4 protein-coding genes and 1 pseudogene are annotated in these 4594 nt (G+C 56.8%); 4 read left to right on the forward strand and 1 reads right to left on the reverse strand.

Annotated features, from left to right (window positions below; genetic code table 11):
* The first annotated feature begins 455 nt into the window (after window positions 1-455).
* Genes AWB81_RS40600 through AWB81_RS40610 form a run of 3 tightly spaced genes read left to right on the forward strand, consistent with a single transcriptional unit; the run spans window position 456 to window position 3624 of the window.
* Window positions 456-1412 (forward strand): glycosyltransferase family 2 protein, encoded by a 957-nt coding sequence (locus AWB81_RS40600; RefSeq protein WP_062644031.1) that lies wholly within the window; start codon window positions 456-458, stop codon window positions 1410-1412.
* Window positions 1409-1795: a GtrA family protein gene (locus AWB81_RS40605; protein WP_062644033.1), complete on the forward strand. Its 387-nt coding sequence runs from the start codon at window positions 1409-1411 to the stop codon at window positions 1793-1795. The genes AWB81_RS40600 and AWB81_RS40605 overlap by 4 nt, the downstream gene beginning before the upstream one ends.
* A gap of 11 nt (window positions 1796-1806) precedes the next feature.
* Window positions 1807-3624, forward strand: a complete 1818-nt coding sequence (locus AWB81_RS40610) for a glycosyltransferase 87 family protein (protein WP_062644036.1) — start codon at window positions 1807-1809, stop codon at window positions 3622-3624.
* Window positions 3625-3676: 52 nt separating this feature from the next.
* Here the strand turns inward: AWB81_RS40610 and AWB81_RS49020 are convergent, their stop codons facing one another.
* Window positions 3677-3904 (reverse strand): SpvB/TcaC N-terminal domain-containing protein, encoded by a 228-nt coding sequence (locus tag AWB81_RS49020; protein ID WP_087135562.1) that lies wholly within the window; start codon window positions 3902-3904, stop codon window positions 3677-3679.
* Between the two features lie 497 nt (window positions 3905-4401).
* On the opposite strand from AWB81_RS49020, the pseudogene AWB81_RS40620 reads away from it, so the two are divergent.
* A pseudogene (locus AWB81_RS40620) lies at window positions 4402-4594 on the forward strand (SAM-dependent methyltransferase); the annotation flags it as partial.

A 4594-nucleotide genomic window follows, 5' to 3' on the forward strand; every position in this document is an offset into this window, starting at 1 on the left:
GCTTTACTATCCAGTTCGAGGACAGGCTGATGCCCCGTTAAACCACAACCTGTTTACACAAAATTCGGGACACCCCCTGTCGGTCAAGTACGGAAGTTAACAGGTGGTCCCCCCGAGTGCGCAAAACCGTCAAGTCGAGGGTGAGATGGGCATCGAACCGGCCCACGTGAATCTCGGCCGCTCCTGTGCCCAGCCGGATCGAGCGACTTGGCATAGGATACTGGCCAGTCTTACGCCAACAGGACGTGGGACTCGATCTTCACAACGCATTTTTGCGTTATGTGATGTTCATTTCGCTTCGAACCACACCGAAATCGATTTGGGGACGCAGCGATCTCGGCGAACGGCAACGGAACGACTGGGCGGCGGCGGTAGAATAAGGGACTCATACACGAACGTACCCCTCGTTGAATCCGGGCGGGAATAACTCATCCAACAGTCGTCCGCTCCCATTGATGCATTTGTCTTCGTCGCTTCGCCTCGCTGTCCTCGTGCCTTGTTACAACGAGGCAGCAACGATTCGCTCAGTCGTGAACGATTTTCGTAAGGCCCTCCCGGGCGCGGATATCTATGTTTTCGACAACAACTCGACCGACAATACCCTAGAGATCGCACGCAACGCTGGCGCAATTGTGCGTCAAGCTTCCTATCAGGGTAAGGGCAACGTCATTCGCAGAATGTTCGCGGATATCGACGCTGACGTTTACGTCCTCGTTGACGGCGACGATACGTATGACGCCTCCGCTGCGCCAGCCTTGGTTGAACGTTTGGTCGAAGACGTTCTGGATATGGTGGTGGCGCGGAGAGTCTCAGACGAACAAGAAGCGTATCGGCTCGGGCATCGGTTTGGCAACGTCGCACTTACTCGATTTGTGGCATCGATCTTCGGCAGATCGTTCACGGACATGCTATCTGGCTACCGCGTGTTCTCGCGGCGGTATGTAAAGTCGTTTCCTGCACATTCGAGTGGCTTCGAAACGGAGACGGAATTGACAGTACACGCACTCGAATTGCGAATGCCCGTCGCCGAAATTGCAACGACCTATAAATCTCGGCCGGAAGGATCTGTCAGTAAGCTCAACACATACCGTGATGGCTTCAAGATCCTCGGGATGATTCTGAAGTTGTTCCGCGCTGAACGGCCATTGGCGTTTTTTTCCATCGGGTCGGCGGTATGCGTTTTGACTTCGGTGTTATTGGCGATACCTCTCTTTGAAACGTACTTTTCCACCGGGCTTGTGCCTCGCATACCGACAGTTGTTCTGTGCGCAGCGTTGGTAATCTTGGGCGGCATCTTCCTCGTTTGTGGAATTGTCCTTGATACCGTGACTCAAGGGCGAGGCGAGGTTAAGCGACTGGCGTACCTTGGCCAACCTGCGCCGGGAAGCGGCATAGGACGAGCGCGACAATGAAGCAAGAGTTTGTTCGGTTCGCAATCGCCGGTGGCATAGGCTTCGCGGTCGATGCCGGCATACTGTACGGGATGCTCGCGATTGGGGCGGGCTATTTCGTCGGTCGGCTTGTGTCGTTTTTGGCGGCCGTGTGGACAACTTGGCAGATCAATCGGCGATTTACGTTTGTGCCGAACAACTCCGGGACGCGCTGGCAGGAATGGTGGAGGTACTTGTCTGCGATGCTCGGTGGCGGATCGGTGAATTATGCGGCCTATAGTGTGACCGTGATGCTCCTTCCAAGTACTCCGCTCAAGCCGCTGTTCGCTGTCGCAGTGGGCTCAATTGTTGGCATGATTGTCAACTTCCTCAGCGCGAAGCTGTGGGTTTTCAAGAAGCGGTAGCAGGACATACAATGAACTTCAAATCCCCACGTTTTGACACGCCGCGCTCGATAGTGCAGGCGTGCATTCTCGTTCCTCTTTTGTTCGGTCTCTATTCGGTCTGGCTTGGTGCTGATTCAAACTGGGATATATACAACTACCATCTTTATAATCCGTTTGCTTGGCTGCATGGAAAGCAATCGATTGATCTTGCGCCAGCGGGTATGCAGTCGTACTTTAACCCGCTGATGGACGTGGTGCTGTTCACCCTGAACACACACCTTCCGTCTCGGCTGGTCGGATTCCTACTGGGAACGTTACATGGGTTGACGTTCGTTCTTCTCGTCTGCATCGCACGTCGTGCGTTTGCCTGCGCATCGGAGACGGATCGCTTCCGCGTTCCAATGCTGCTTGCTGCGGCCGGGTGCCTTACGGCCAACTTCCTCTCCGGGCTGGGCAACTCAATGGGCGACGACACGACAGCGCTGCTCGTGTTGGCAGGCGTGCTCGCCGTGCTCTCCAACTGGGAACGGCTTGTGCGGATTGATGGGGCGGGTCTGGCCGTCTCGGTCGGAAGTGGCGTTCTCGTTGGTCTCAGCGCCGGTCTTAAGCTCACCAACACGGTTTTTGCCGTTGCGCTCTGTCTTGCGCTGCTCAGTTACCCCGCGCCCTTGCTCGTGCGGATCAGAATAAGCTTCCTTTTCGGTGTCGGAGTATTGGTCGGCATCGCGATCACCGGTGGGTACTGGATGGTCCACATGTGGAACTTATACGGCAATCCGCTGTATCCACAGTTTGGCGCATTCTTCCCCAATGACCTTACGCAGCCTGGAGCGGCAGGCGACTCGAGATGGGTGCCGCACGGACTGTATGAGTCGCTACTGTGGCCCTTCATCGTCACGGCCGACTCTCATCGCGTCGGAGAGACGCCGATTCGGCAGATCATTTGGCCGATTGTTTATCTTGCGTTCATGGTGGCCGGCGTGGCGTGGGCGAAGCGAAGGTTCTCTAACGCAACGCACATGCCTTTGGATCCTAGGCAGCGACTTGTCGTTCTTTTCGTCGGCGTCGGCTTCATCGTGTGGATGAAGGTCTTCAGCATCTACCGTTACCTCGTCGCCGTGGAAGTGCTCGCTCCGATGGCTGTGTGGATCTTGCTGAGCTATGCACTGCCACAACAGCGGCACGCGAGGCGCGCGGCGATGGCGCTGCTTGTCGTGGCTTCAGGTGTTGTAGTGACCGGGGGGGCGCGGACCTGGGGGCACGAGGGTTGGTCAGATCCGCTTTACCATGCAGAGGTTCCCCCTCTTGCCGAACCTGATCGAACGACTGTTGTCATCGTCAGTGGGACGGCCGCATGGGGATGGGTTGCCACCCAGTTCCCCGATACCGTCGCTTTCACGCAGCTTGAAAGCAGCTTTCCTGCAACAGATGTCTTCCGCAGCCGGATATTGTCACTGGCTCGGGAGCGCAGTGGACCAGTTTTTGGGCTGATTAACGGCACCTATAACTGGCGCGAGGACAACGTCGCCGACGTGAACCGGCTTTTGGGCCGTCTCGGGATTAACGAGGGCCAACGCGGATGCGCTGCGATGCGTTGGGCCGTATCAAGGTTACGACTTCACGCAAAGGTAATCGATGGCCGTGCCGTGAATGAACGGTGTCGCCTGACCGTGCGAGCCGACGACATCCGCGACTCCATATCTGAAAATCGCGCAATCGCCGCCCAGGCGGCTCCAGTCTTTGAACGAAACGGATTCCATCTCGATGAGAAGTCCTGTGTGCCGTATCGGTCAGGCATTGGAAAGGGTGTACAGATCTTTCAGTGGTGCAGGCTGACGATCCAATAGGGGCTTCTTCAGGTTCCTCCTTGGAGGAAGGTCTTACGGCACCCGTTTGCCGTTACCAACCGGCACGAGGACAGACAGGCACCAGGTCTTCCGCGCCCGAGAGAATGGAACCGTCCGAATCGACCAAGTCGAAATGCAGGTATCGTACCCTGTCGGTCTTGCGCGAGATCGACGGGAGCGAGAGGTCCCAGTCGAAGCCGAACGGTCCGTTCCCGTTGATACGAATTTTCTTTGAGCTATATGGGATCGTATCGGGCTCTTCCATTCGCGCAACTGTCATATTGGCGCTGGCAATGTCCGAGATTCTTGCGCCAGACGTTTGTCGAATGGGCCGACCAGACGATCAACAAATCGTTCTGGGCCGGCGCCTACAACTGGATTCCTTGTCGACGCTGCGCTAGCGCCGACCTCGCCGGCGGTGATTGTGCCATCCTCCACTCCCGGCTCAAGCGAACGCAGGCTCACATTCCCTCAGCTAAGCCCCGAGTTCTCCAACGAAGCCATCTTTCTGGGCTGCCCGCTTGAACTCTTTCGAGATCATGGTGGTTGACGGTGCGACTGGCGACGCGATGCTTCAGCAATCGCCAGTGACGTTCGCGGATATGCACGAGATGGAACCGGTTGCGACTATATTCACTTTGCCTTCGACATGCCTTTCCTCTACCTAAACTTTGCAGGGGCGAAGTCGGCGCCGAGTCGATACGAAGCCGGCGTTTTCGGCATCGAACGGCCGCTCGTTTCGTCAGATCAATTCTGCCTTCGTGAAGGAGGTGGCACATGCAATTCGACAACCAAAAGGTACAGGACTTCAGGGAGCGCATGGTCGGCGAGTTCGGCGCGGTAGCGTCCGCGCCGCTGATCGCGCTGGGCGACCGGCTCGGTCTGTATAAGGAGATGACCGAACAGGGCTGGATGACGTCGGAACAGCTCGCCGAACGCGCTGGTCTCGCCGAACAATACGTGCGCGAAT

The organism is Caballeronia arationis (assembly GCF_001544975.2).
GTDB classification, from domain to species: Bacteria; Pseudomonadota; Gammaproteobacteria; order Burkholderiales; family Burkholderiaceae; genus Caballeronia; species Caballeronia arationis.

Coding starts and splice junctions, on each gene's coding strand:
- AWB81_RS40610 (WP_062644036.1), top strand. CDS start 1,807: ATGAACTTCAAATCCCCACGTTTTGACACGCCGCGCTCGATAGTGCAG.
- AWB81_RS49020 (WP_087135562.1), bottom strand. CDS start 3,904: ATGACAGTTGCGCGAATGGAAGAGCCCGATACGATCCCATATAGCTCA.
- AWB81_RS40600 (WP_062644031.1), top strand. CDS start 456: ATGCATTTGTCTTCGTCGCTTCGCCTCGCTGTCCTCGTGCCTTGTTAC.
- AWB81_RS40605 (WP_062644033.1), top strand. CDS start 1,409: ATGAAGCAAGAGTTTGTTCGGTTCGCAATCGCCGGTGGCATAGGCTTC.